The sequence below is a fragment of the Microbacterium sediminis genome, from assembly GCF_004564075.1.
Taxonomy (GTDB): domain Bacteria; phylum Actinomycetota; class Actinomycetes; order Actinomycetales; family Microbacteriaceae; genus Microbacterium; species Microbacterium sediminis.
Genome location: NZ_CP038256.1, coordinates 315,133 through 340,848 on the forward strand (window position 1 = coordinate 315,133; position 25,716 = coordinate 340,848).

Consider the following 25,716-nt stretch of genomic DNA (forward strand, 5'->3'; position numbering starts at 1 on the left):
CCCACGGCGATTTTGTCGTGCGCGTCAGCGGCCGGTCGTGGCCTGCCGGCGCTCGCGGCGGCGTTTCCACCACGCGGCGATCCGGGCGACCTGGCGGCGCACCCAGGCCGACGCTCGCTGCGCCCACGCGAACTCCGAGCCGAGGACCGCGAGCCCGACGATGAGCACGAGGGCGCCCGGCCCCGGCAGCGGCAGCAGGATCACGCCGAGCGCCGTGATGATGCCGCCGAGCGTGCCGACGGCCGCGCGGTAGCCGCGGCGAACGCGCGGGCGCCGCTCGATCCATCCCCGCACGGCGCCGTACTCGCGCGCCGCCGGGCGGCCGGGATCAGCGGGAGAGGGCACGTGTCACCTCGCGCGCGGCGGCATCCAGCGCCGCGGTGAGATCGTCGACGACCACGGCGGCGAGCTCGCCGCCCCGCGCCACGTGGGTGCGCAGGTCGCTGCGCACGCGCCCGCGGAACTCCGCGATCGCGGCCTCGGCGCGCTGCAGCTGCTCGCGCGACTGCGCGCGCGCGTCGTCGTCGGGCGTGTGTGGCCGCGGGCGCGAGCGCTCGGCGTGCGCGGCGGCGGCCAGATCGGCCCGCAGGCTCCTCATCGCCTCCTGCACGCTCGAGCGGACCTCGTCGGCGATGAGCCGCACGGAGTCCGCCAGGCCCGCCTCGATGCCGGCGATGTCGTCCGCCCGTGCGGCGACCTCGGCGCGGCCCGCGGCGGTGATCTCGTAGACCGTCTTGCGACCGTCCACGGTCTTGGTCACGAGGCCCTCCTCCTCGAGCTTGGACAGGCGCGGGTAGATCGTTCCGGCGCTCGGGGTGTAGGTGCCGCCGGTGCGCTCGGCCAGCGCCTGCATGATGTCGTACCCGTGGCGCGGCGAGTCGGCCAGCAGATTCAGCAGGTACAGGCGCAGGTCGCCGTGGGAGAAGACGGGAGGCATCAGAGCTCACCGTCCGCGGCCGGCGCGAAGCCGGTGGGCTCGCGGCGCAGCACCGTGATGTCGCCGGCGACGGTGTTGGCGCGGATGTCGGCGAACGCGCCCGACAGCTCGCCGGTCGAGCCGGTGACGTTCGACGGACCGCTGCTGCTGCGCGGGGCGCCGTCGACCATGATCTTGCCGCTCGCGGTGCGCAGCACGTAGTTGACGGGGTGATCGGCATCGAGCCGGAACGTGGCCCCGCCCGAGACGCCGTTCATCGAGATGCCGGTGATCGGACCCTCGGCGTCGATGAAGGTCGAGCCCGACACCGAGTCGACGCCGGCCTTCGTCACGCGGCCGGCGACCATGACGTCGCCCGAGACGGTGTGCGCGTCGAACGCGCCTTCGAGGCCGCGCACCTGCACATCGCCCGAGACGGCGTTCACGCGCAGCTCGCCCGTGTGTCCGTCGACGAGCACGTCGCCCGAGACGGTGTTGAGGGTCGCGTCGCGCCCGAGTCCCGCCACGAGGGCCGAGGCGCTGACGACGCCCAGCGTGAGGGCGACGTCGCGCGGTGCGGCCACGCTGATCTCGGCGCGGGGTCCGCCCGAGCCGAAGTTGCGGAACACCTCGAGGAAGTTGTCCCAGCGCAGCTGCGGGTGGTCGATCTCGAGCTGCCCGCCGACGAACTCGACGCGCAGGTCCTTGACGGTCACCCCGCGCACCTCCACCCGGACGTTCGGATCGTCGTGAGCGATCACGTCGATCTGCCCGCCGACCAGCCCGATCTTGAGGGAGAGCACGCCCTCCACGTCGATCACCCGGTTCTCGCCCGGGTGGATGAGCCACTTCTCCATGCGTCCGCTCCTTCGGAAGAAATCGAGATATATCTCGATGTCAGGAGTGAAACACGATATATCTCGATTCGCAACCCCGAGTGGCGAAAGTTCCGCGAAAAACCGGCTTGACCTTGACGTTGCGTCAATCCCTACGCTGAAAGACATCCGCCAGAAAGGGGAACGTCATGGAGTGGTCGATCCAGCAGATCGCCAAGCTCGCCGGCACCACCAGCCGCACGTTGCGGCACTACGAGCAGGTCGGTCTGCTGCCCGCCACGCGCACCGGCGCCAACGGGTACCGCTACTACGACGCGTCCGCGCTCGTGCGCCTGCAGCGCATCCTGCTGCTGCGCGAGCTCGGCCTCGGGCTGCCGCAGATCGGCGAGATCCTCGAGCGGCAGACCGACGAGGTGCGGGCGCTCGAACGACACCGGGACTGGCTGGAACAGGAGAAGGAGCGGATCGGGCGGCAGATCGCCGCCGTGGAGAACACGATCCGCGCACGACAGAAAGGAGAGGAGCCCATGGCCGAGCAGATGTTCGACGGGTTCGACCACACGACGTACCGGGAAGAGGTCGAGCAGCGCTGGGGCGCCGACGCGTACGCCGCGAGCGACCGCTGGTGGACGGGCATGTCGGCCGACGAGCAGAGGGCCTGGCAGGAGCGCACGGCGCAGCTGGGCCGCAACTGGACGGCGGCCGCCGAGCGGGGCGTCGACCCCGCCTCGGAGGAGGCCCAGGAGCTTGCGCGCCGACACGTGGAATGGCTCACCGGCATCCCCGGCACGCCGGCGGCGGCTCCCGGCGGCGACGTCAAGGGCTACGTGACGGGGCTCGGCGAGATGTACGTGGCCGACCCGCGCTTCGCCGCCAACTACGGCGGCGAGCGGGGCGCCGCGTTCGTCCGCGACGCCCTCCGGGTCTACGCCGATCGCGAGCTGTAGACGGCGATCTTGACCTCGGCCGGAGGCCGGGCGTCAGAATGTGGTCATGACACAGATCGAGGGATACCTGCCGGAGGACGTCGCGGCCGAGATCGCCGCGCTGGAGGCCATGGTGGCCGAGGTGGATCGCACCCAGCGCGAGGAGGATGTCGACGGCTTCACGGCGCTGTTCCGCGAGGACGCGATCGTCACGACGGGGCACGGCAAGCGGCTGTGGGGGCGTGAGGAGATCACCGCCTTCACCGCCCAGGTGTTGCCGGGCTCGACGGGCGAGGTCACGGCGACCTACGTGCCCGAGCGGATCCTCTTCCTCCGGCCCGACGTCGCCACCATCAAGATCCGGCAGACGTACACCGCACCGGACGGCACCGTCACCCACGGCACCCCCACCTGGGTGGTGACCAAGGAGCCGCAGGGCTGGCGCTTCGCCACGAACGCCAACGTCATGGTGCGCGATCCCGCCGACGCGTGACGGGGGCGCGCCGCGAGGCGGCCGGGCGGGGAGTAATCTCGGCGGCAGACGGCCGACCGAGAGGGGAGCACATGACCGACGAGGGACCGATCGCCGACGAGACACTGATCGCGGAGGAGCCGGTGTGGCGCGGGTCCATCGCGCGGGGGCTGCGGCTGGCGGTCATCGTCAGTGGCGTCATCGCGCTGCTCGCGGGCCTGGCGATCCTCATCTGGCCCGTGAAGTCGGCCGTCGTCGTGACGGTGCTGATCGCGCTGTATGCCATCGTCGCCGGCGTGGCGAACCTCGCGCTCGCCCTGTTCGCGCGCGAGCTGGGCGGGTGGTTCCGCGCGGCGGTGGCCGTGCTCGGTGCGCTGTACCTCGTGGCGGGCGTCGTGGCGTTCGCGAACCTCGATGCGGCCGCCGTCGCGCTGGCGACCGTGTTCGCGCTGTTCCTCGGGATCGCGTGGATCGTGGACGGCGTCTTCGCGCTCACCACGCTCGGCGTCGACCGCCACGCGTACAGCCCGGTGCGGCGCTCGCGGGGCTGGACGATCGCGTTCGGCCTGCTGAGCGTGGTGGCCGGAACGCTCGTGATTCTCGCGCCCGTGTGGGCCGCGCTGTGGGTGTGGCTGTTCGTGGGCGCGGCGCTGCTCGTCTTCGGCCTCATCCAGATCGTTCGCGCCGCCGCGCTGGAGCGCTGATCGCCCGCTAGCGTGGGCGGGTGACCGTCCGCTTCCGCCCCCGCCCCGTGCGGTGGGGACTGCTCCCGCTCGTCGTGGCGGGCGGCGCGATCGGGGTGGCGGCGCGCTACGGCGCCACGGCCGGCAACGACGATCCGCTGCTCGGCCTGCCGATGATCATGCTCGTCAACGTGCTCGGCTCCGGGCTGCTCGGCCTCGTCGTCGGGTGGGCGGGCGACCGGCCCCGCACCCGCGCGTTCCTCGGCACCGGAGTGCTCGGCGGCTTCACCTCGTACAGCGCGCTCGCGCCTGCGATGGCGCTGTTGGCCGGCGACCTCGACCTGGGCGTCTTCGCCACGAGCCCGCTGTCGGCCACGGCCTTCGCCCTGCTGCTGCTCATCGGCGCCGTGATGGCGCTCGTGGCGCTGCCCGTCGCGGTCGCGGCGGTCGGGTACGCGCTCGGGGCCCGGATCGCGGGGCGCCCGTGAGCGTGCTCGAGCTGATCCTCGTGGCGGCGGCCGGCGGCGTCGGGGCCGGGCTGCGCTGGCTCGTCGACGCCACCCTGCGCCGCGACCGCGGCTTCCCCTGGCCCATCCTGCTCGTCAACGTCACCGGCTGCTTCGTGATGGCCGTGCTGGCCACGACGTTCGCGGGGCACGGCTCCGTGCCGCTCACGGTCGCGACCACGGGGCTGCTCGGGGGGTACACGACCTTCAGCACGGTCTCGGTCGACGTGGTGGAGCTGTGGCTGGCGCGCCGCTACGTCGCGGCGGTCGGCAACGGCGTCGGCACGCTGCTGGCGTGCGCGCTCGCGGCCGCGCTCGGCATGCTCGCGGCGCGCGCGTTCGGCGCCTGAAGCGGGGGATCTCCCCCGCGACGCGGCGGCGCGCGTGTGACAGACTGACAGCGTCGGATACAGCACCGTATCGGCGGTGCTTCGTCGGCGCTGCCGGTCGCCACCGAGAGAGCCGCTTTGTCGAAACTCGCCGTCCTCAGCCTGAAGAACCGCGCCCTCATCGCGCTCATCACGATCTGTGCCGCCATCTTCGGCGGCATGGGGCTCACGAGCCTCAAGCAGGAGCTCATCCCGTCGATCGAGCTGCCGGCGCTCATCGTCATCACGACGTACCCGGGCGCCTCGCCCGAGGTCGTCGAGAACGACGTGTCGACGCCCGTCGAGGAGGCCATCCAGGCCGTGCCCGACCTGGAGTCCACCAACGCGACGAGCACGACCAACGCCTCGATCGTGCAGGCGATGTTCGCGTACGGATCCGACCTCGGCACCGCCGAGCAGAAGATCCAGCAGGCGATCGACCGCGTGGAGCTGCCCGAGTCCGCCGACGTTCAGGTGCTCTCGGTGGGGCTCGACGACCTGCCGGTGCTCCAGGTCGCGGTGAGCGGCTTCGACGAGGGCGAGGACGTGCAGTCCGAGCTCGAGGACATCGCGATCCCCGAGATCGAGGACGTCGACGGCGTCGGCGCCGCGTCGATCGTCGGCGGCGTGGGCGAGCGCATCAGCATCACGCCCGACCCGGCCGCGCTCGCGGCGCGCGGGCTCAGCACCCAGGCGATCAGCGACGCCATGGAGCAGAACGGCGTGCTGTTCCCGGGCGGATCGATCACCGAGGGCGACGAGACGCTCACGGTGCAGACGGGGGCGAAGCTCACCTCGGCCGACGACATCGCCGCGCTCCCGCTGATCGCCTCGTCGCCGCAGCCCGGCGCGCCGGTCGCGACGATCGGCGACGTCGCCACGGTCGAGCTGACGAGCGATCCGATCACCTCGATCTCGCGCGTCGACGGCGAGGACGCCATCTCGATCTCGATCACCAAGCTGCCCGCGGCCAACACCGTCGAGGTCTCCGACGGCGTGCTCGCCGCGCTCGACGACCTGCGCGAGACGTTCCCCGACGCCGAGTTCACGGTCGTCTTCGATCAGGCGCCGTTCATCGTGCAGTCGATCGAGACCCTCGCGGTCGAGGGCCTGCTCGGCCTCGTGTTCGCCGTGATCGTGATCCTCGTGTTCCTGCTGTCGATCCGCTCGACGATCGTCACCGCGATCTCGATCCCGACCAGCGTGCTCATCGCCTTCATCGGCATGCAGGCGTTCGGCTACTCGCTCAACATGCTCACGCTCGGCGCCCTGACGATCTCGATCGGCCGTGTGGTGGACGACTCGATCGTCGTGATCGAGAACATCAAGCGCCACTACGTCGGCGACGCCGACAAGGGCGACGCGATCCGGCTGGCGGTACGCGAGGTCGCCGGCGCCATCACCTCGTCGACGATCACGACCGTGGCCGTGTTCCTGCCGATCGCCTTCGTCGGCGACATGGTCGGCGAGCTGTTCCGGCCGTTCGCGGTGACCGTGGCGCTGGCCATGCTCGCGTCGCTGTTCGTGGCGCTCACGATCGTGCCGGTGCTGGCGTACTGGTTCATGAAGCCGGGCAAGCCGCTGCTCGACGAGAACGGTCGACAGATCGACCCCGAGAGCCCCGACGCCCCGCCGTCGCGTCTGCAGCGGGCCTACCTGCCGCTGCTGCGCTGGACGCTCAAGCACTCGTGGGTGACCCTGCTGATCGCCGTGCTCGTGCTCGGCGGCACCGTGGCGATGGCCCCGCTGATGAAGATCAACTTCCTCGGCGACACCGGCCAGAACACCATGACCGTCACCCAGGACCTCGGCCCGAGCGCCAGCCTCGAGGCCAAGGACGCCGCCGCGCAGAAGGTCGAGGAGGCCCTCGATGGGGTCGACGGCATCGAGACCGTGCAGGTCTCGGTCGGCTCGAGCGGATCCGAGCTGCAGGACGCGTTCTCGGGCGGCGGATCGGCGACGTTCTCGATCATGACGAACGAGGACGTCGACCAGGAGCAGCTGCGTGCCGACGTGCAGGAGGCCGTCGCCGACCTCGACGACGCCGGCGAGATCACGGTGAGCGCGGCGGCCGGCTTCGGCTCCACCGACATCGCGATCGAGGTCTCGGCCCCGAACTCCGACGACCTGCAGACGGCGACCGACGCGATCGTCGCCGAGCTCGACGGCCGCGCCGGGATCGGCGACGTGACCGACGACCTCGCCGCGAGCCTGCCCTACATCGCGGTCCAGGTCGACCGCGCCGCCGCGGCCGAGCGGGGCCTCAGCGAGGTCGCGATCGGCGCGCTCGTGTCGAACACGATGAACGATCAGCAGATCGGCACCGTCGAGATCGACGACACGGCGCTGACCGTCTACCTCGAGGTGGAGAACCCGCCCGCCACCGAGCAGGAGCTGCGCGAGCTGCAGATTCCGAGCGCCGCGGGCATGATCGCCCTGCAGGACGTCGCGACGGTCGAGCAGACCGAGAGCCCCACCTCGATCAGCACGGTGAACGGCCGCCGCACGGCGACGATCACGGTGCCGCCCGCGAGCGACAACCTCGCCGAGGCCACGGCGTCGGTCACGGCGGCGCTCGATGCGGTCGAGCTGCCGTCGGGCGCGCGCGCCGAGGTCGGCGGCGTCGCGGAGCAGCAGGCGGAGTCGTTCAGCCAGCTCGGCCTCGCGATGCTCGCCGCGATCCTCATCGTCTACGTGGTGATGGTCGCGACCTTCAAGTCGCTGCGCCAGCCGCTGCTGCTGCTCGTGTCGGTGCCGTTCGCCGCGACGGGCGCGATCCTGCTGCAGGTCGTCACCGGCGTGCCGCTGGGCGTGGCATCGCTCATCGGCGTGCTCATGCTGATCGGCATCGTGGTGACCAACGCGATCGTGCTCGTGGATCTCGTCAACCAGTACCGCGAGCACGGGCTCAGCACGCGCGACGCCACCCTCACCGGGTCGTCCATGCGTCTGCGCCCCATCCTCATGACGGCGCTGGCGACGATCTTCGCGCTCACGCCGATGGCGCTGGGCATCACCGGCCACGGCGGGTTCATCTCGCAGCCGCTCGCGATCGTGGTGATCGGCGGCCTCGTGTCGTCGACGTTCCTCACGCTCATCGTGCTGCCGACGCTCTACAACCTCGTCGAGGGCGCTCGCGAGCGGCGCCTGGCGCGCCGCGGGGAGGGCGACGTGGGCTCCGACCCCGACGGCCCCGAGCCCGACGGCGACGGCCCGGCGCCGGCCGCGGTCGAGCGCGACGCCCCGGCCGAGGACGAGCGACCCGGTGCCCCATCGGCCGCCGCGCTGGCCCTCGCCGCCGCGGCTCCCGCCCCGAGCGCCGTGGTCGCAGTGGCCGAGCCGGTCGCGCACGAGCCCGTCGTGCACGAGCCCGTGAGCGGCAGCACGGTCGTCGACGTGCATCGCCCCGGGGCCGAGCCGGGTGAGGCGCCGATCGTGACCGTCACGGTGCAGCATCCCGTCGAGGGGCGACCCCACGGCCTGCCGTCGGCCTCGCCCGTGCAGACTCGCCGCCGCAGCCGCCGCGACTGACGCCGGGGTGGGGGTCAGCCCTCGAGGGCAACCCCCCACTCCAGCGTCCACTCCTCGCCGGGGGCGAGCACGCGCAGCCCGCGGCCGGAGTTGAACGCGTCGGCCGGGGCCGTCATCGGCTCGATGGCGACCGCGAGGGGTCGTCCCGGGTAGGTGTCGGTGATGAAGACGTGCGTGAAGTCCATGCCCTCGCCCTGCCACAGCACGGTGCGCCGTCCGTCGGGGGCCGTGAGGGTGGTGCGCGCGAGGCCGTCCGCGTCGCGCCGCAGACCGGTGTAGCAGCGGTCCATCATGCCGTCGCCCAGGCGCCGGCCCTCGCGCAGGTCGATGTCGCCCGCGACCGGGTGCTCGGCGACGGGAAGCATCCGCTCGTCCGTCTCGATCCACGTGTCGCCCGTGCTCGTGAGCACCACGTCGGCCGGGTCGGCGTCGCCCACGGTGAAGAACGGGTGCGCGCCGAGCGCGACGGGCGCCGGCTCGCTACCGGCGTTGCGCAGCACGTGCGTGACGCGGATGCCGTCGTCCGCGAGGGCGTAGGTCACCGAGGTCTCGAGCGCGAACGGGTAGCCGGTCTGCGGGTAGACGGTCGCGGTGAGCGTCGCGCTCGACTCGTCGGCCTCGATCGCGTAGGGCGCGAAGCGGAGCAGGCCGTGGATCGCGTTGTGGAACTTCGGCTCGGTGATCGCCAGCTGCAGCTCGCGGCCGTCGTGGGCCCAGCGGCCGTCGCGCACGCGGTTGGGCCACGGCACGAGCACCACGCCCGAGGCGGAGGGCGCGGGCGTGCCGGTGGGGAAGTCCGCGACGAGCGGCGTGCCGCCCACGGCGAGCTGTCGCATCGACGCGCCCACCTGTGTGATCGTGGCGCTCACCTCGCCGTGAGCCCCCCGGTGGCGGAGGTGGATCTGCGTGCCGGTCGGGTCGATGGCTTCGCTCATGCGGTCAGCCTACGGCGCGGCGCGGCCACCGCGCGCGGGCATCAGCCACGTCAGATGCAGATCTCGCCGATGACGACGTCCTCCTCGCCGACCGTGTAGCTGCCCTCGGCGCACAGCAGGGTGTCGGGCGTCGGGCGCACCACGAGCGTCGTGTACCCGCCCTGCACGTCGTGCTCGGTCACCTCCTGGCGATCGGGGCCGTCGGGAGCGGTCTGGGGGTAGATCGCGACGGTCACGGTGTTCCCGGCGAACTTCTCGTCGAAGCGGGTGATCCGACCCCAGCCGGCCTGGCACTTGTCCGACCACACGATCTCGAGCAGCGAGTTCTCGGGCCCGGTGGCCGCGGTGGCCACCGCGGCGTCGTCGACGCAGGGGGTCAGGGCGGGCTCCGAACCCGTGGCGACCGCGATGCGCGGGGCCTGCTCGGCGGGGATCGAGGTGACGATCGCGTACGTCGCGGCGGCCGAACCGCCGGCACCGACGATCAGGCTCGCGATCGACATGACCACGGCGGTGCCGAGCCCGATGCGGCGGCGGGTGCGGGGCTCGACGGCCTCCGTCGGAGCCGTTGCCGCCGCCGGCGCGACGCCGGCACGGGCGAGGACATCGCGCCGTGCCAGCCACTCGGCCGGTTCCGCGCCGAGCGCGCGCACGATCCCGTCGAGCGTGCGCGCGGAGGGCAGCGCCTTGCCGTTGAGGGCGTCGGAGATGCCGCTCTTGGAGATGCCGGAGTCGGCCTGCAGGCGCGTGAGGGTCGGGCTGCCCGCGCGCAGGCGGAGGGCCCGCAGGTCTGCGGCGAGGACGGCGAGGGAGTCGGCGTCGGGTCCGGGCATCGTCATCGTGATCGTCCTGGGAGGGGAGGGGCTGAACAAGGCGATGGTGCGAGGTGCGGCGAGCGTCCGCCGCGTCCGGCTCTTCCGAAGATTCCGGATGGAAGAACTCGGTCTGAGAACCGGCTGAACCCGTCGCTAGTGTCCCGACTGATCCCACCGATGCCCGGACATCACGGGGGATCTCCCCATGTACCCGGATGGAACGGACACTAGCAATGCCACAGGACATCCGTGCGCCGTTTTCGGCGACGACCACCGCGGAGGAGCTGGCGAGGCTCGCCATGGAGCGGCCCGAGCTCGGCGCGCAGATCGCCGCGCACCCGAACGCGTACGGTGCGTTGCTGGACTGGCTCGAGCGATATGGCGACGCGGATGCCCGCTCGGCCGTGGCGCTGCGTCGCACGCCCCCGCCGCCGCTTCCGGTGGCGGCGGCCGCCACGGCTCGCCGTGAGCCCGGCCGCCGTCGCCCGCCCGCCCGGCGCCGGGGCTGGGCGATCGGCGCCGTGGCGGCGGGAGCGGTCCTGCTGCTCGTCGCCGGCGCGGCCGTGGCGTGGACCCTGCTCCGGCCGGCCGGATCAGGGACGCCGACCGCGGCGGCCGAGCGTGCGCTCGCGGCCGTTCAGGCGGGTGACGCGCGGGCCCTGTTCGGAGCCCTCGCGCCGAGCGAGATGGCGGGACTGGGTGATGTGCTCGAGAACGCCCTGCAGATCGAGTCGGAAGGCGACAGTTACGAGCGGATGGTGGCCGCACTCGCCGATCACACCGAGGTGACGTTCGCGGATCTCGAGTTCGCGGAGCAGGAGATCGCGCCCGGGGTCGTCCGCGTCACCGCGGTCGGCGGTTCGGTGTCGATCGACGGCGACCCGGCTCGCGTGGCGGATGCCCTGCGGGCGTTCGCCGAGCCGCTCGACCGCGCGACGGCCGCCTCGTGGGGAAGCGACAGCAGCGCGATCGAGGACAGCATGGTCAGCGCCCGGGCGGCGCTGACCGCGGATCTCGGCGGTACGCTGCCGCTCACGCTGGATCTCGGCCCCGATGGCGGTGACAGGATCGTGCCGCCGCTGTCGATGGTGGCCGTCGATGAGGGCGGCTGGTACATCAGCCCGGTGCTGACGCTGGCCGACCTGTGGATCCGCCAGTCCCTGGTGCTGGCGATCGGTCCGGGACCGGACGCTCTCGCCGAGCGCGACCGGGTGCTCGGCGACTGGGTCCCGGAGCCGCGTGCCTCGGCCTCGCCGGATGCCGCGCTCGACGCCGCGCTGAAGGGCCTCGGTGCGTGGATGATGAGCGGTGATTCGCTCTCGTGGGCCGAGACGCTGCCGTTGCCCGAGCGCCGGCTCGTTGCGATCTACGGCGACGCCGTCATGGGCATGCTGCGCACCGGGAACACGACGATGGGATCGCAGGTGTCGCTCACCTTCGATCCGGTGCGCGCCCCCTCGGTCGACCGCGACGGGGCCGCGTACCTCCGCGTCGAAGATCTGGGCTGGACGTGGACCGACACGTACGGGCAGCGCACCTACCGGATCCAGGGGGAGTGTCTCGAGGACGTGGGCTGGGGCGGGCGGGTCTGCCTCTCGGACGGATGGGCCGGCGCCGAGCTGCTCGCGCTGGATGACCCCGCGATCGTCGCCGTGCCGGTCGACGGCGGTTGGCAGGTGAGCGCGCTGCGGACCGTCGCCCACGCCGTCGCGCGTGCCCTCCCGGGGTACGCCGAGGCGGCGTCCGACGGCGACCTCTCCGAGCTCTGGGGAACGAAGTGAGGACGGGGAAACGGTCACCGGGTGTGCCCGCTCGTGGGGCGCGGTCGCTCGCCGTTGCTGCCTGCGCAGCGCTGCTTGTCGCAACGATGGCGGCCTGCTCATCGGATCATGAGACAGATCTGGTGGCTGTAGAGTCCCCACGTCCATCGGATCTCACCCGACCGAGCACGAGTGTGCCGGAGCCGTCACCGTCGCCGACGCCGTCGACCTCCGTGATCACGTCGAGCTTCAGCATCCCGGACGTGATGCCCCCTTCGCAGCGCAGTCGGCATGTTCTGGTCTCGGTGGACGATGACGGTGTGGCAACGGCGTTCGATGTCTCAACGGGCGTTCCGTCGGAGCTGCGCGTTCCCAGCGACCCGGACGAGACCGTATCCGCGACGCGATATGCGGTCGAACAGAGCGCCACAGCGCCGCCGGTCATCGCGGCCGTGTCGTATGTGACGACGGAGTCATCGGGGTTGTCTCAGCCGCCGCCCTATCTCAAGCTGACGACCTTCAGCTCAGACGGCCTGATCATCGACGACGGGCCGTTGGACACGGCACTGACGGGGCGCGGGGAGGACACCGGGTGGACATTCGAGCCCGAAGCGGCCGCCAGCGTGAGTCTCGTTGACGGCATGCTCGTGATCGTCACGATGTCAGGGGAGCAGTGGATCCTCGCGGGCGTGGACATCGACTCGCGCGCCACCGTCTGGTCCCACCTCTCTGAGACAGAAGCTGGCGAATCCGACCCGCACGTAGCGACGGACGGCCAGGTGATCCTCAACTGGCAGTCCAGGATGCAGCAGGTCGACCCCGCGAGCGGCGCCCTGGGATGGGCGGTGGACGAGCCGTCGGACTGGGGGCCAGCCACGGCGACGGCGATCGTCGCGTCCGAATATCCACCGGGCAGCGGAATGAAGGTGGACCGAGTCCGGAGTCTCTCGACGGGAGCGGTGGAATATGACGCATTCCGGACGGTAGCCGTCGACGCGCTGGATGGTGGGTTCAGCCTTGCGTATGCGAACGACAGCGGGGGTTACGTCGAAGGTCAGCCGGCGTTCCGGTCCGTGGATCCGAACGGACAGGTCGTGTTCGAGCTCTGGCCTGAGGCGGCCGAGGCGCTGGAGGGCATCCGCGTTCTCGCTCAGTACGACGGCAGGGTGTGGATGCGGTCGAGCGGGGGCCTCGACATCATCGATGCGGCGACCGGTGAGCGCGACCCTGCCTCAGAGGAACGCGGGGCGGTCGAGACCGACACGGACCTGATACCAGTGCTACGGGACGAGACATGGACCCTTCTCCGGACCTACAGCGAACTGAATGAGTGGTGGGACGGCGCCACGCTGATCGTCCACCCGCACGGCCCTCCACCGCTTGAAGACCTTCCGAAAAACGTCTCGTAGCTGAACGAACAGGCAGAAGGAGTGAAGTTCATGAGTCTCGATCAGCAGGTGAGCGACCCCCGCACATCGCGCGTGTGGCGGAAGTATCGCCGGGCAGCGCGACTGGCAGGCCAGCTCACAGTCCTTCTCGGCGCGCCTCTCTTGGCGGCCGGATGCAGCGGGGGAACACCGAGCCTGGTCGGCGTGTGGCAACCGGACGACGGCTCCGGAGTCAAGACGATCGCCGAGGACGGCAGCTGCACGGGCATGTACTACAACGCCGGCCAGCCGCTGGACATCGGCGGCGGCATGACGTGCACGCTCGGCAGCGAGGAGAACGACGGCGCATACGTCCTGGTGGTGAGCCAGCCGCCGAACGAAGCCAGCTACCTCGTCCGATTCGACGGCAACGACACCGCCGTCGTCATGAGTCAGTCCGGCGAGCCCCTCGTGACCCTCGAGCGCCAGTAGCCGCGTTCCTCACCCCAGAAGGAGAACCCGCATGTCGAAGTCCGCAATCGCTTGGCTCTTGATCGCGCTCGGGGGGATCGGCGTCGCCGTCTTCCTGATCAAGATGGTGATCATCGGCTACTACCCGAACGAACTCGTCCCCTTTGTGATCCTCGGCGTCATCTCGGCCGCGCTGCTCTGGCTCGGGGGCCGCTTCCGCAAGGCGGCCGCGCTCGAGTCGGGCAGCTCCTCCCAGAACGGCCCCGGCCGATGAGCGACGTGCCGGGGACCCACGAGCCGATGCGCGGCTCCGAGGCGAACGCGCCGACACCCGCTCCGGAGAACCCGCTGTCCTTGAGCTCCATGGCCCGCGATGCGCGGCAGGAGCTCGCGGAGGGCCTGAAGAACAGCGTCTCCGACCTCATCTACACGGGCCTCATGTACGCGGGGTTCATCCTGGCCATCCTGCTCCCCATCGCAGGGATCGCGGTCGGCGGGCTGTTCCTGCTGCGCGCCATCTCGAGCGGTCGCTCGAAGTTCCTTCCCCTCGCCACGATCATCGCGTCGATCGTGTTCTGGGTGGCGACCGCATCACCTCTCGGCATCCTGCCGGTGCTGCTGGGGGTGCTCTGAGGTGCCGCGCGCGACGCCGACCATCCGCGCGGACGAGGCGTGACGAGGATTCGTGCGCGTCCGCTTCTGTGCCCCTCGTCGCGGTCGCACTGACGACCGTGCTCGCCGGTTGTGCACCAGAACCGGAACAGGCTTTTCCGATCCTCGAGGCCATTCCGTCCCAGGCCCCAGCCGCTCCGGAGGAAGCCCGGCGATTCCTTGGGGCATATGGCGGCCGATATACGGACCCGATCGCCACCTATTTCGCGGTGGAGGCGTTCACGCCGGAAGAAGGCGTCACGCCCTTGTTGGGAACCACGACGTCCTTGGATGCAGTCATCGCCGGGCGGCGAACATCCGCCGCGTCCGGCTCTTCCGAAGATTCCGGATGGAAGAACTCGGTCTGAGAACCGGCCGAACCCGATCTCCCCATGACCCGGATGGAACGGACACTAGCAATGCCACAGGACATCCCTGCGCCGTTTTCGGTGAGCGCCGGCTCACGCAGAGGGTCCGGCGGCGTCGCCGTGGCGGCCAAGACACCGCACGGCACGTGGCGACGGGAGAGCACCTGCCCGCAGGGGCATCGGATCTTCACCGATCAGCTCCATCCGCGGCGCGCCCACACGTGTCCCTATTGCGGCCACCGCGCGTACTGATCGGCACGGCCGAGGTGGGTGCCCGGCCGCACAGGCTTTCTCCCAGGCACGTTGGATACTCTGATACGTCGGCTTTGGGATGCCGCGTATGTATGCGCGGGTGTGTGTGGTCCTGATGTGGCCGCAGAACACCTATGGAAGGTGCGTACTTTCGCATGCCCAAGAACACCAATCGATCCGGCGCCCGCGCCCCGAAGAACTTCGACCCGCGCTACGCGAAGAAGTCGACCGGAGGCCCGTTCCGCGGCCACGGTCGCGATGACGAGCGCAAGCCCCGCTGGTCGGCCGACGACCGCGGCGCCCGCACGGGTGCCCGCGACGAGCGCACTGGCTCGACCGGCGAGCGCCGCTTCGACGGTCCCCGTCGCGACGACCGCGCCGGCCGCTTCGACCGCACGAACGACCGCGGCGAGCGCCGCACCTACGGCGACCGTCCCGCGGGGGAGCGCCGCACGTACGGCGACCGTCCCGAGCGCGCCGGTGGCTTCCGCCGCGACGAGCGCCCGGCGCGCGACGAGCGCCCGCGTTTCAACCGCGACGACCGCCCCGCCCGCAGCTACGGCGACCGTCCGGCCCGCGACGAGCGCCCGCGCTTCGACCGCGACGACCGTCCGGCCCGCACGTACGGCGAGCGCAGCGAGCGTCCCCGCTTCAACCGCGACGACCGCCCCGCCCGCGCGTACGGCGAGCGCACCGGGCGCCCCCGCTACGAGCGCGACGAGCGTCCGGCCCGCCGTTTCGAGGGCGACCGCCCCCGTTACAACCGCGACGACCGCCCGGCTCGCGACGAGCGCCCGCGCTTCGACCGCGACGACCGTCCGGCCCGCCGCTTCGATCGCGACGAGCGCCCCGCCCGCCGCGAGTTCGACGCCGAGCGCCCGGCCCGCCGCCAGAACGACGGCGAGCGCGCCTGGCAGGAGCGCCGCGAGGCCCCCGTGCGCACCAAGCAGCAGGAGGAGCAGATCGATGTCGTCCACGAGCGCCTCGAGGCGCAGGCCGTGCAGGCCGAGGACGTCACCGAGATGACCTTCGCCGACCTCGGCCTGGGCGACAACATCGTCCGCGCCCTGGCCGACCTCGGTGCCTCGAAGCCGTTCCCGATCCAGGCGTCGACCGCCCCGTCGATCCTCGAGGGTCGCGACGTGCTCGCCCGTGGCCGTACCGGCTCCGGCAAGACGATCGCCTTCGGCGCCCCGCTCGTCGAGAAGGTGCTCCGCGCCCAGGCCGGCCAGAAGCGCGCCTTCGGCCGCTCGCCGGTCGCGCTGATCATGGCGCCGACCCGCGAGCTGGCGCTGCAGATCGACCGCACCGTGCAGCCGATCGCCCGCAGCGTGGGCCTGTTCACCACGCAGATCTACGGCGGCGTGCCCCAGGCGCGCCAGGTGGGCGCGCTGAAGAAGGGCGTCGACATCATCATCGGCACCCCCGGTCGCATCGGCGACCTGCAGCGCCAGGGCAAGCTGGACCTCTCGCAGATCCAGATCTCGGTCCTCGACGAGGCCGACCACATGTGCGAGCTCGGCTTCCTCGAGCCCGTGCAGGACATCCTGCGCCTGACGAGCGAGGGCGGCCAGAAGCTGCTCTTCTCGGCGACGCTCGACCGCGAGGTCGCCGCGCTGGTGGACGAGTTCCTCGTCGACCCGCAGGTGTACGAGGTCGCCGGCGAGACGCAGGAGACCGGCACGATCGATCACCGCGTGCTCGTCGTCGACCAGCGCTCGAAGGCCGAGATCCTCGACGCGCTCGTCGACCGCGAGGGCAAGACCCTCGTGTTCACCCGCACCCGCGCCTTCGCCGAGATGCTCGCCGAGCAGTTCGACGACGCCGGGATCGACGCGATCTCGCTGCACGGTGACCTGAACCAGGCCAAGCGCACGCGCAACATCGAGCGCTTCATGAAGGGCCGCGCCCGCGTGCTCGTCGCCACCGACGTGGCCGCGCGCGGCATCCACGTGGACGACGTCGACCTGGTGATCCAGGCCGACGCCCCGGACGAGTACAAGACGTACCTGCACCGCGCCGGCCGCACCGGCCGCGCGGGCAACTCGGGCCGCGTCGTCACGCTGATCACCCGTCAGCGCCGCCGCCGCATGACCGAGATGCTGCAGCGCGCCGAGATCCAGGCGCCCTTCGACGAGGTGCGCCCCGGCGACGACCTCATCGAGGAGCTGGCCGGCGCGATGACCGTCGAGGAGCTGACCGCGTAAGCGGGCTCACACGCAGAAGGCAGGCCGTCCCGATCGGGGCGGCCTGCCTTCTTTCGTGTCTCAGGCGCTCGGTGCGTCGTCGCCCTCGAGGTGGATGAGGCTGAGCTCGAACTCGAGGGTGATGCGCTCGGAGACGAGCACGCCGCCCGCATCGAGCGGCACCTGCCACTCGAGGCCGAACTCGCGGCGATCGATCCGCCGCGTGCCCTCGAAGCCGGCGCGCAGCTTGCCGTCGGCATCGCGGCCGATGCCGGTCAGCTCGAGCGGGATGCTGACGTGCTTGGTCGTCTGCTTGATCGTGAGGTCGCCCAGCACGATGAAGGCGTCGTCGCCCACCTCGTCGATCCCCGTCGAGACGAAGGTGATCTCCGGGTACGTGTCGGCCTCGAAGAAGTCGCCGGTGCGCAGGTGCGCGTCGCGCTGCTCGTTGCCGGTGCTGACGCTCGCCGCCTGCACCGTGATCTCCACGTGCGCGTCCGAGGCGCCGCCCTCGCCCACCGTCACCGTGCCGGCGACGTCGTGGAAGGCGCCGCGCACCTTCGAGACCATCGCGTGCTTGACGGCGAAGCCGAAGCGCGAGTGCGCGGGATCGATGATCCACGTTCCGGCGTAGGCCGGATCGAAGTCCGTCATCTGTCGTTCTCCCCTGTCTGGCGACGTGACCGCCGCATGGCCCCCCGTGGCCCCGGTGGGTTCCGGAGCCGGGATCATGGTGTCACATTCCGCCGGAGAATCCACTCGCGAGGGCCGGTGCGGCCAGCAGCGCGGCCGTGACGGCCCAGCCGATCGCGACCGCCGCGCCGTCGCGCCGGCGCCAGGGGATCGGGTGGCGCTCGGTGCGCTCGGGGTGGGCGCCGAAGGCCCGCGCGTCCATCGCCAGCGCCACGCGCTCGGCGTGCCGGATGGCCCCGGCCAGCAGCGGGATGAGCGATCCGACGGCGCGGCTCAGCGCGGAGCCGCCGCCCCGCACCCGGTGCGCGGCCCGGATCACCGCCCGCTCGTGACGCAGCCGCGGCACGAAGCGGTACGCGGCGAGGGCCGCGTACCCCACCCGGTACGGCACCCGCAGCTGCGCGACGAGCGCGCGCACGACGTCGGGGCCCTCCGTCGTCAGGCCGGGCACGAGAGCGATCGCCAGCAGGGCGGCGAGGCGCAGCGCGGTCGCCAGCCCGGTGGCGGGGGCGGTCCACAGCGAGAACCCGGCGGCGAGCACGAGCACGATCGCCGGCAGCGTGACCGCGAGCCAGAGCGCCGCACGCCGATCGCGCCGGGCGCCGATGAGCACGGCCGCGTAGGCGGCGGCGAGGAACAGCGCCGGCGTGAGGATGTCGCGGGTGAAGACGAGCGCCGCCAGCGCCGGGGTCACGGCGGCCAGCTTCGCGAGCGGGTTCAGGCGCTCCAGGGGCGCGGCGCGGGTGGGGGCCGCGTCGGCGGCCGCGCGCGGCGCGTCTCCCGTCGCCCGGCGCGTGAGCAGCGCGCGGGCGGCGGGCAGCACCTCGGCCGTCGGCCCGAACGCGGCGAGCCGCCCGTCGTCCATCACGGCCGTGTGGGTGCTGTGGCGGGCGACGAGGCGCAGATCGTGGGTGACGACGATGACCGTCGCGCCGCCGCGGTGCACCTCGTCGAGCAGCCGCAGCAGCTCCTCGGCGCGGGCGCGGTCCTGACCGAACGTCGGCTCGTCGAGCACGAGCACGCCGCCCGGGCGGTCCGCGCCGGCAACGAGCGCCGTCGCGACCGAGAGGCGGCGCTTCTGCCCGCCCGAGAGGCGGAAGGGGTGCCGATCCTCCAGCCCCGTCAGATCGAATCGCTCGAGCGCCTCCGCCACCCGGCGATCGCGCTCGGCGGCCTCGAGGTGGCGCAGGCTGTGCGCGAGCTCGCCGCGCACCGTGTGGGCGATGAACTGATGCTCGGGGTTCTGGAACACGAAGCCGACGTGCTCCGCCAGCCGCGGCGGCGGGGCGGAGCCGGCGTCCAGCCCGGCCACGCGCACGGTGCCGCGCGGCGGCGGGACCACGCCCGCGAGCGCCTGCGCCAGCGTGGTCTTGCCCGCCCCGTTCGGCCCCACGATCGCCGTGAACGACCGCGCGGGGATCTCGAGCGAGACGTCGCGGATCAGGGCGCGCCGGTCGCGCATCACCGTGAGCCCGCGGGCCGAGACGGCGATCTCCGCCGTGGGCGTCCACGCGGCGGGCCGCTCCGGGGCGTCGTCCGGCAGCCACACCCCGAGCGCGCGCAGCTCGTCGGCGTGCTCGCGCAGCAGCGCGCGCGGCTCGCCGTCCAGGGCCACGCGCCCCTCGCGGTCGAGGGCGACCACGCGGGTCGCGAGCGGGAGCGCCGCCTCGAGGTCGTGATCGATGAGCAGCACCGCCTGCTCGCCGTCGGCGACGAGCTCGGCCAGCGCCGCGGAGACCTCGGCGGCGCCCGCCGCGTCGAGGTTCGCCGTGGGCTCGTCGAGCACGAGCAGCGGGGCGCGCATCGCCAGGGCGCACGCGATCGCCAGCCGCTGCCGCCCGCCGCCCGACAGCACCGCCGGGTCGTCGTGCCGCCGCTCCCACAGCCCCATGCGCCGCAGCGCGCTCTCGCTGCGTTCGAGCACCTCCGGCACGGGCAGCAGCAGGTTCTCCAGCCCGAACGCGACCTCGTCGAGCACCGTCGAGGTGACGATCTGGGCATCGGGATCCTGGAACACCATGCCCACGCGCGTGCTGGCCTGGGCGGGGGTCATCTCCGCCGCGTCGCGCCCGTCGATGCGCACGGTGCCGTCGACGTCGGCATCGAGGGCGTGGGGGATGAGGCCGTTCAGCGTGAGCGCGAGCGTCGACTTGCCGCTGCCGCTCGGTCCCAGCAGCAGCACCAGCTCGCCGGGACGGATCTCGAGCGAGACCTCGCGCGGCGACGGCCGGTCGGCCCCGAGGTGCGTGACCCCGACGCGCGCGAGCGCGGCGAGCGGGGCATCGGTCATCCGATCAGCGTACGGCGGAGCGGTGGGCGCCCGGTGTGATGCCCGCCCGCTCCAGGCCCCGCGCCACCCACAGGCCGACCAGCGTCCAGGCCACCGGTCCCAGCAGCGACAGGGCGAGGTACAGCGCCTGCGCCCAGCCCGGCAGCTCGTCGAGGTCGGCCGCCATCGCCACGACGAACGCGATGACGCCGCCGATCAGCAGCGCCGAGATCAGGTACCGCCACCAGCTCCACGCCCGGTAGCGGAAGATCGCGGCGACGCCCTCCTGGATCGCGCCGAACAGCAGCGCGGTGCCGAGGAACTGCGGCACGTAGACGGGGGCGATCGCGGCGCCCACGAGGCCGGCGAGCACGTGCGTGAGCAGCGCCACCCACGGCATCCGGAACAGCTCCTGCGCGATGATCCCCGGCAGCGCGTGCACCCCCAGCAGGAAGCCGTACAGGAACGGCGCGGCGGCCAGCACCGGGATGGTCAGCCACCCCTCGATCCCGCCGAGCACTCCCGTGGCGACGGCGATCGCGGCGCACACGAGCAGCACCCGCGTCTGCATGACCCCGCGCTTGCTCACGCCTCGAGCCTATTGGCCGCGCGCCGGTGCGAGCGCCGTGAGTGGGCGCGGTGAGTGACGGGCCGCGTCAGACCCGGCGCTTGCGGGTGGTCAGCCGCACGTTCGGCAGGGGAGGGGCGGGGGTGCGGTCGTCGCGATCGTGACCCGGCACGCTGCCGAAGCGGGGGTCGTGCGCCTCCCACTGCTCGCGCGCCTCGACGATCTCCTCGTGGCTGCGGCCCACGAAGTTCCACCACATGATGATCTCCTCGCCGAACGGCTCGCCGCCCAGCAGGAAGATCATCGCGCCGCCCTGGGAGGACACCTCGATGCCGTCGCGGTGCACGCCCAGGTAGAGCAGGTCGAGCTGCTGCAGCGGGAAGCCGTCGGCGCCGTCGTGCACCGTGACGTCGCCGTCGACGTGCACGATCGCGTACTCCCAATCGGGCACGAACGGCAGCCGCACCCGCGAACCCGGGGCGAGCGAGATCTCCGCGCCCATGATCGGCGTGTACACGGCCGCCGGCGACGTGACGCCGGCGAACGATCCGACCACGACCGTGACGGACGGGTCGGCCCCCTCGGTCGCCGTCAGTCGCGCGGAGGGCAGCGCGCGGTGCTGCTCGAAGTGCGGATCCTGGTGGCGCGCCCCCTCGGGCAGCGCGATCCACAGCTGCAGGGCATCGATGGGCCCCGGCTCGTCGCCGACCGAGTACTCGGAGTGGCTGATCCCCGCGCCCGCCGGCATGATGTTGAGCTGGCCGCGGGTGATGACCACGTCCGACCCGACCGCGTCGCGATGATGCACCTCGCCCACGAGCGGCCACGTCACGGTCTGCAGCCCGATGTGCGGATGCGGATCGACCCGCATCATGGCCACCTGCGGCCCGAAGCGATCCAGGAAACACCAGGCGCCCACGAGCGGCAGATCGCGCTGCGGGAGCGACCGCGACACGTCCATGGCGCGGATGCCCCCGAGCGGCACCTTGCGCGGCTCCAGCAGCAGGGTGCGGGGTCCGTCGCAGCTCGTGGAGCCGCCGTCCACGCGGGTGTCGGCGTCGTAGCGCGTCATGCGGCCCATCCTCTCAGCGAGACTGCATCCCCGCGCCGAAACAGCTGACGCTGCACGCTGTCTCGGCGCGTACGTGCAGTCTCGCGGATCGGGCGGGCGGGCGGGTTGCCGGGATGCGGATCAGGCGGGCTGCTCGGGCGGGGTGGCCGCGTCCTGCGGCGTGCCGTGCGGCCACTTCACGATCGCGCCCGCGACCTCGTTCTCGGTGAGGTACTTGGCGATGAACGGGCACAGCGGCACGATCGTGTCGCCGCGGCGGGCCACGTCGGCGAGGGCCTCGGCCGCCAGCACGTCGCCGAGGCCGCGACCCCGGAAGGCGTGGTCGATCACGGTGTGCGTGAAGCGGATGACGCCGTCGCCCTGCACGAACTCCGCGTAGCCGGCGAGGGTCGATCCCTCCGGCGTCGACCCGGAGTCGGCCGTGTCGGTCACGTACAGCTCGTAGCGGCTCTGGTCGTCGTCGCGCTCGACGGTGGTCTCGGTCGTCATACCGCCCACGCTACGACCCGCCGCGGGGTGAGGGAAGCCCGCATCAGTGCGAGGCGATACGTACTCAGGCCGCCCGGGCAGCACCCAGGACGGGCCCCCTGGCACCTAGCTCCGCCACCCAGGCCGTCTGCGTGGGCAGTCGCGCGCGCATTGTCGATGACGGAGGGATCCGCATCCGGGCGGGCTCTCCGGAACCCGCACCGCGGGAGCAACGAGGACACAGGACCATGCACGCACGAGGACGCATCATCGCCGCCACGGCTCGGCTTCTGCGCGCGCTCACCACCGGGCGCGTGCCTTCGCAGGTCGCGGCCGCGCCCCGCGCCGCGGATCACGCTGCGCGCCGCCACCCGCGTGCCCTGGCGTCGGTCGCCACGCTGGTCGCACTGTCGGTGCTCGGGGGCACGGCGGTCGCCGGCGTCTCTGTCGTCACGGTAGGGGAGCCGGCGATGGCCGCCCTGTACGGCGGCTTCGAGATCGACGGCGACATGCAGGCCGGCACCGAGGGTGGCATCGACTGGAGTTCGCCCGAGCTCGCCCCGCAGCCGCGCGCGATCGACCCCCTGGGATCCAGCGCCGACACCTACTTCGCGGGGGGCTCGAACGCGGTCAACGCACCGTCGCAGACCCTCACCACCGGCAAGATCAGCCCGGCCGCGAACGACATCGGCAATGTCTACGGCCACAGCGCGTTCGTCGACCACAGCCAGTGGCTGTACATCGGCTTCGAGCGCGCCGTCGCGTCGGGCACCATGACGTTCCAGTTCGAGTTGAGCCAGCTGCCGTCCGCGGTGAACGCCGCCGGGTACGAGATGCCCGTGCGATCGGTGGGCGACCTGCTGATCATCGGCACCTACTCGGGCTCGGGGTTCGCGGTGGACGGGGCGCACGCCTGGGACGGATCCGGATGGATCGCGCAGCCGATCGCGGCAGACAGCCCTGTGCACGCCGCCTCGAACACGTCGACCATCACCACGCTCGACGAGCGCACGCTCACCGCCGGCCTGTTCGGCGAGGTGGCGATCAATCTGTCGGCGCTTCTCAGCACGCCCAGCTGCCCCGGCGTCGAAGCCTCGACGCTGGCGGTGCGCAACGCGACGGGAGGGTCGATCAACTCGGCGCTGCGAGAGTACGTCGAGCCGTTCGAGATCGGCCTCGACGATGAGTGCGGCGACCTGACGATCCGCAAGGTCGATGAGGCCGCCAGCCCGGTCGCCCGCGCCTCGTTCACGGTCGCGCCCGACCCGACGCCCCTCTCCACCGCCGCGAGCCTCGCCATCACCGACGGTGGTGCCGGCGACGCCGACGGCGTGGCGGACGGCACCCTGACCCTCGGCGACGCGCGCCCCGGTGTCACCTACACCATCACCGAGACGGCTGCGCCACCGGTTACATCCTCGATGCGACGCCGCAGACCGTCACGGTCGACTACAGCGGTTCGTACACGCTCGACGTCGTGAACCGGCTCGGCACCGCCGCCTGGTCGAAGGTCGACGCGTCGAGCGGTGACGCAGTCGGTGGAGCGACGTTCGTCATCACCGCCACCGATGGACCGGCCGCGGATCTGTTCACCACCCGCACCGTCGTCGATGGTGGCATCGGCGACCTCGATGCCGACGCGGGAGAGGTCGCGATCGCGGAGCTCCCCATCGGCACGTACACGGTCACCGAGACCATCCCGCCGGCCGGCTACGGCCTGCCCGAGGATGCCGTGCGCACCTTCGAGGTGACGCAGGACAGCCCGGACGTCGCGATCTCCGATGCGTTCAACGACCCGCGCCTCACGGGCGACATCGACCTGATCAAGACCGACGCCTCCACGCACAAGCCGCTCGACGGGGCCACGTTCCAGCTCTGGCTGGACGACGGCGACGCGACCCTGGAGCCCGCGCAGGACACGCGCGTCGGTGAGGTCACCACCACCACCGGCGGCGCGGCGCGATGGGCGGGCCTGGCCTGGGGCACGTACTTCGTGGAGGAGGTCACGCCGCCCACCGGCTATCTGGTCGATCCCGACTCGCCCCTCAGCGTGACGATCGGCGCCACCGCGCTCTCGCACGACGTCGCGTTCGCCGACCCGCGGATCCTGAGCGTGCTCGAGGTGAGCAAGGTCGACGACGCGACCGACGCGCCGCTCGAGGGCGCCCAGTTCACGCTGTGGCGCGACGTCACGGCCGATGGGCCCAGCGCCGACGACACAGCCGTCGTGACCGTGGCCACGGGACAGAAGGGCACCGCGTCCGCGACCGACCTCGACTGGGGCACGTACTACTGGGAGGAGACCACCGCGCCGGTCGGCTACCTGCTGCCCGACGATGTGCACTCCGCCACCGTGACCATCGACGCGGCGAACGCCGGCACGGCGTTCCCGATCAGCGCCTTCCGCGATGAGCGGATGGCCCCCGCGCTCACGATCGACAAGGAGGGCACGCTGACATCCGACGCGGATGTGGACGGGCTCGCCGACGTCGGCGACGTGATCTCCTACGCCTTCACGGTGACGAACACGGGCAACGTTGCGCTCACGGACGTCGCGGTGAACGACGACCGCGTCACGGTGGCATGCCCCGCGACGGAGCTTGCAGCGCATGCCGACACGGTGTGCACCGCGGAGTACACCGTGGTAGAAGCGGATATCGCGGCCGGTGCGGTGCTGAACACTGCGACCGCGGCGGGCGACCCGCCCGCCGGCGGCGGTGACCGCGTCACCTCCGCCCCCGACTCGGACGAGGTGCCGGTCGACGACGCGGGCTGGATCTCCGGGCTCGCGTGGCGCGACTACGACGGCGACGGCGTGCGCGAAGCGGGCGACGATCCCCTCGCGGGTATCACCGTGACCCTGCGCGACGCCGCGGGCGTCGAAGTCGCGACCACGGCCACCGCCGCAGACGGCAGCTACCTGTTCGACGACGTGCCCCTCGGCGACTACACCGTCGCCTTCACCGACGTCCCGGCGGACCACCATGGCGTGCCGCAGGACGTGGGCGGCAGCACCGTGGAGTCGGAGCCGTTCGACTCCGACGTCGATCCCGACACCGCCGTGACCGGGACGCTCTCTCTCACGATCGAGAACGACGAGGTGCCCTACGTCGATGCCGGCTTCCAGCCGCTCGGCAGCATCTCCTGGACGAAGATCGCGGCCGGAAGCGTGACCATCATCGAAGTCGACGGGATTCCCGTCGGTGGATCGGTGTGGGAGCTGGTCGGCCCCGGGCATCCCGCTGACGACCCGCTGATCGTCGCCGACGCCGACGCCGACGGCGAGTTCCTCGTCGAGGGGCTGCAGGTCGGGGAATACACCGTCACCGAGGTGACGCCCGCGCCGGGCTACACGCTCGGCTCGCCGCCGGCCTCCCTCACCGTGACGATCGCCCTCGAACGCCTGCACGTCTCGGGCGGATCGATCGCCAACCAGCAGCGCGTCATCACCCTTCCCGTCGCGGGGTCCACCGGACCCGCTCCCTACCTTGCCGCCGGCGCCGCACTCCTCGCTCTCGCGGGGCTCGGCGCCCGGCACATCACCCGTCGCAACACGACCAGAGAGGACAGATCGTGACGCACGACATCCGGATCCACCGGAGC

The 25,716-nt window shown here is 72.0% G+C and carries 25 protein-coding genes; 15 read left to right on the forward strand and 10 right to left on the reverse strand.

Going from position 1 to position 25,716, the window contains the following annotated elements:
• Window positions 1-24 precede the first annotated feature (24 nt).
• Genes E3O41_RS01515 through E3O41_RS01525 form a run of 3 tightly spaced genes read right to left on the reverse strand, consistent with a single transcriptional unit; the run spans window position 25 to window position 1,773 of the window.
• The gene (locus E3O41_RS01515; RefSeq protein ID WP_067026651.1) at window positions 25-345 is read right to left on the reverse strand and encodes a PGPGW domain-containing protein; all 321 of its coding nucleotides are present in this window, start codon (window positions 343-345) and stop codon (window positions 25-27) included.
• On the reverse strand, window positions 329-937 hold the full coding sequence (locus E3O41_RS01520) for a PadR family transcriptional regulator (RefSeq protein ID WP_067026653.1): 609 nt from the start codon (window positions 935-937) through the stop codon (window positions 329-331). Before E3O41_RS01520 ends, E3O41_RS01515 begins: the two co-directional genes overlap by 17 nt.
• Window positions 937-1,773: a DUF4097 family beta strand repeat-containing protein gene (locus E3O41_RS01525; RefSeq protein WP_067026655.1), complete on the reverse strand. Its 837-nt coding sequence runs from the start codon at window positions 1,771-1,773 to the stop codon at window positions 937-939. The genes E3O41_RS01520 and E3O41_RS01525 overlap by 1 nt, the downstream gene beginning before the upstream one ends.
• 167 nt (window positions 1,774-1,940) lie before the next feature.
• Here E3O41_RS01525 and E3O41_RS01530 point away from each other — a divergent pair, with 167 nt between their 5' ends.
• The 6 genes from E3O41_RS01530 to E3O41_RS01555 all read left to right on the forward strand — a co-directional run bounded on the left by E3O41_RS01530 (window position 1,941) and on the right by E3O41_RS01555 (window position 8,238).
• A complete protein-coding gene (locus tag E3O41_RS01530) occupies window positions 1,941-2,699 on the forward strand; it encodes a MerR family transcriptional regulator (protein WP_067026657.1) in 759 nt (252 codons plus the stop codon).
• Window positions 2,700-2,745: 46 nt separating this feature from the next.
• A complete protein-coding gene (locus E3O41_RS01535) occupies window positions 2,746-3,171 on the forward strand; it encodes an SgcJ/EcaC family oxidoreductase (protein ID WP_067026659.1) in 426 nt (141 codons plus the stop codon).
• A gap of 71 nt (window positions 3,172-3,242) precedes the next feature.
• Window positions 3,243-3,854, forward strand: coding sequence for an HdeD family acid-resistance protein (locus E3O41_RS01540; RefSeq protein ID WP_083990965.1), 612 nt, complete (start codon window positions 3,243-3,245; stop codon window positions 3,852-3,854).
• Window positions 3,855-3,874: 20 nt separating this feature from the next.
• Window positions 3,875-4,321 (forward strand): FluC/FEX family fluoride channel, encoded by a 447-nt coding sequence (locus E3O41_RS01545; protein ID WP_240482409.1) that lies wholly within the window; start codon window positions 3,875-3,877, stop codon window positions 4,319-4,321.
• A complete protein-coding gene (locus tag E3O41_RS01550) occupies window positions 4,318-4,689 on the forward strand; it encodes a fluoride efflux transporter FluC (protein WP_067026660.1) in 372 nt (123 codons plus the stop codon). The genes E3O41_RS01545 and E3O41_RS01550 overlap by 4 nt, the downstream gene beginning before the upstream one ends.
• A 117-nt stretch (window positions 4,690-4,806) precedes the next feature.
• The gene (locus E3O41_RS01555) at window positions 4,807-8,238 is read left to right on the forward strand and encodes an efflux RND transporter permease subunit (protein ID WP_135011873.1); all 3,432 of its coding nucleotides are present in this window, start codon (window positions 4,807-4,809) and stop codon (window positions 8,236-8,238) included.
• 14 nt (window positions 8,239-8,252) lie between these two features.
• On the opposite strand, the gene E3O41_RS01560 is transcribed toward E3O41_RS01555, so the two are convergent.
• Both E3O41_RS01560 and E3O41_RS01565 read right to left on the reverse strand, forming a co-directional pair.
• Window positions 8,253-9,173: an aldose 1-epimerase family protein gene (locus tag E3O41_RS01560; protein ID WP_067026662.1), complete on the reverse strand. Its 921-nt coding sequence runs from the start codon at window positions 9,171-9,173 to the stop codon at window positions 8,253-8,255.
• A 50-nt stretch (window positions 9,174-9,223) separates the two neighbouring features.
• Entirely contained in the window at window positions 9,224-10,012 is a 789-nt protein-coding gene (locus E3O41_RS01565) for a helix-turn-helix domain-containing protein (RefSeq protein ID WP_067026664.1), read from the reverse strand.
• A 209-nt stretch (window positions 10,013-10,221) separates the two neighbouring features.
• Here E3O41_RS01565 and E3O41_RS01570 point away from each other — a divergent pair, with 209 nt between their 5' ends.
• The 7 genes from E3O41_RS01570 (at window position 10,222) to E3O41_RS01600 (ending at window position 17,064) form a co-directional block, all read left to right on the forward strand.
• Window positions 10,222-11,769 (forward strand): variant leucine-rich repeat-containing protein, encoded by a 1,548-nt coding sequence (locus tag E3O41_RS01570; protein ID WP_135011875.1) that lies wholly within the window; start codon window positions 10,222-10,224, stop codon window positions 11,767-11,769.
• Between the two features lie 299 nt (window positions 11,770-12,068).
• Complete coding sequence (locus E3O41_RS01575) at window positions 12,069-13,157, forward strand: hypothetical protein (RefSeq protein WP_067026668.1); 1,089 nt, start codon at window positions 12,069-12,071, stop codon at window positions 13,155-13,157.
• Window positions 13,158-13,340: 183 nt separating this feature from the next.
• Window positions 13,341-13,607 carry a hypothetical protein gene (locus tag E3O41_RS01580; protein WP_067026671.1) on the forward strand — a complete coding sequence of 89 codons (267 nt, stop codon included), beginning with the start codon at window positions 13,341-13,343 and terminating at the stop codon, window positions 13,605-13,607.
• Between the two features lie 31 nt (window positions 13,608-13,638).
• Window positions 13,639-13,860 carry a hypothetical protein gene (locus E3O41_RS01585; RefSeq protein WP_135011877.1) on the forward strand — a complete coding sequence of 74 codons (222 nt, stop codon included), beginning with the start codon at window positions 13,639-13,641 and terminating at the stop codon, window positions 13,858-13,860.
• Window positions 13,857-14,219 carry a hypothetical protein gene (locus tag E3O41_RS01590; RefSeq protein WP_135011879.1) on the forward strand — a complete coding sequence of 121 codons (363 nt, stop codon included), beginning with the start codon at window positions 13,857-13,859 and terminating at the stop codon, window positions 14,217-14,219. The genes E3O41_RS01585 and E3O41_RS01590 overlap by 4 nt, the downstream gene beginning before the upstream one ends.
• 68 nt (window positions 14,220-14,287) lie before the next feature.
• Window positions 14,288-14,605, forward strand: coding sequence for a hypothetical protein (locus E3O41_RS01595; RefSeq protein ID WP_135011881.1), 318 nt, complete (start codon window positions 14,288-14,290; stop codon window positions 14,603-14,605).
• A 407-nt stretch (window positions 14,606-15,012) separates the two neighbouring features.
• Complete coding sequence (locus tag E3O41_RS01600) at window positions 15,013-17,064, forward strand: DEAD/DEAH box helicase (RefSeq protein WP_067026677.1); 2,052 nt, start codon at window positions 15,013-15,015, stop codon at window positions 17,062-17,064.
• 60 nt (window positions 17,065-17,124) lie between these two features.
• Here the strand turns inward: E3O41_RS01600 and E3O41_RS01605 are convergent, their stop codons facing one another.
• The 5 genes from E3O41_RS01605 to E3O41_RS01625 all read right to left on the reverse strand — a co-directional run bounded on the left by E3O41_RS01605 (window position 17,125) and on the right by E3O41_RS01625 (window position 22,134).
• Entirely contained in the window at window positions 17,125-17,697 is a 573-nt protein-coding gene (locus E3O41_RS01605) for a YceI family protein (RefSeq protein WP_067026679.1), read from the reverse strand.
• An 82-nt stretch (window positions 17,698-17,779) separates the two neighbouring features.
• On the reverse strand, window positions 17,780-20,026 hold the full coding sequence (locus E3O41_RS01610) for an ATP-binding cassette domain-containing protein (protein WP_067026681.1): 2,247 nt from the start codon (window positions 20,024-20,026) through the stop codon (window positions 17,780-17,782).
• Window positions 20,027-20,030: 4 nt separating this feature from the next.
• Window positions 20,031-20,594 (reverse strand): ECF transporter S component, encoded by a 564-nt coding sequence (locus E3O41_RS01615; RefSeq protein ID WP_135011883.1) that lies wholly within the window; start codon window positions 20,592-20,594, stop codon window positions 20,031-20,033.
• A gap of 67 nt (window positions 20,595-20,661) precedes the next feature.
• Window positions 20,662-21,645 (reverse strand): pirin family protein, encoded by a 984-nt coding sequence (locus tag E3O41_RS01620; protein WP_218939255.1) that lies wholly within the window; start codon window positions 21,643-21,645, stop codon window positions 20,662-20,664.
• A 120-nt stretch (window positions 21,646-21,765) separates the two neighbouring features.
• A complete protein-coding gene (locus E3O41_RS01625; protein ID WP_067026686.1) occupies window positions 21,766-22,134 on the reverse strand; it encodes a GNAT family N-acetyltransferase in 369 nt (122 codons plus the stop codon).
• A gap of 227 nt (window positions 22,135-22,361) precedes the next feature.
• Between E3O41_RS01625 and E3O41_RS01630 the strand changes: the two genes are divergently transcribed.
• Together E3O41_RS01630 and E3O41_RS01635 are read left to right on the forward strand one after the other, a co-directional pair.
• Window positions 22,362-23,594, forward strand: coding sequence for a hypothetical protein (locus E3O41_RS01630; RefSeq protein WP_067026688.1), 1,233 nt, complete (start codon window positions 22,362-22,364; stop codon window positions 23,592-23,594).
• Window positions 23,591-25,690 carry a SpaA isopeptide-forming pilin-related protein gene (locus E3O41_RS01635; protein ID WP_135011887.1) on the forward strand — a complete coding sequence of 700 codons (2,100 nt, stop codon included), beginning with the start codon at window positions 23,591-23,593 and terminating at the stop codon, window positions 25,688-25,690. The genes E3O41_RS01630 and E3O41_RS01635 overlap by 4 nt, the downstream gene beginning before the upstream one ends.
• Window positions 25,691-25,716: the final 26 nt, after the last annotated feature.